Genomic DNA, 321 nt, shown 5'->3' with positions numbered 1-321 from the left:
AGGCATCAGGTGGAAATCAGCCGACATCCATCTGACTGTGTCGAACTGGAGCGGTAGTTCAGTCGGTTAGAATACCGGCCTGTCACGCCGGGGGTCGCGGGTTCGAGTCCCGTCCGCTCCGCCAGATCGAGCCCGTTCAGAAACTGTGAGCGGGCTTTTTAGTTAAAGTGACGATTACAGGCGCAAGCCCGTGTTGTCCCCTTCGTCTAGAGGCCTAGGACATCACCCTTTCACGGTGAGTACAGGGGTTCGAATCCCCTAGGGGACGCCAAAACAAAAATGCGGCGCCAAAGCAGTAGCACTGCGAGCAGTGTGGCGACG

2 tRNA genes are annotated in these 321 nt (G+C 57.6%); both read left to right on the top strand.

Going from position 1 to position 321, the window contains the following annotated elements:
* Positions 1–47: 47 nt before the first annotated feature.
* A tRNA-Asp gene (locus tag AB4Y44_RS42565) sits at positions 48–124 on the top strand.
* A gap of 71 nt (positions 125–195) precedes the next feature.
* Positions 196–271, top strand: a tRNA-Glu gene (locus AB4Y44_RS42560).
* Positions 272–321: the final 50 nt, after the last annotated feature.

The organism is Paraburkholderia sp. BR10937 (assembly GCF_040965695.1).
Taxonomy (GTDB): domain Bacteria; phylum Pseudomonadota; class Gammaproteobacteria; order Burkholderiales; family Burkholderiaceae; genus Paraburkholderia.
The sequence above is the reverse complement of the archived record's forward strand: the minus strand, read 5'-3'. Positions and strand labels throughout refer to the sequence as shown.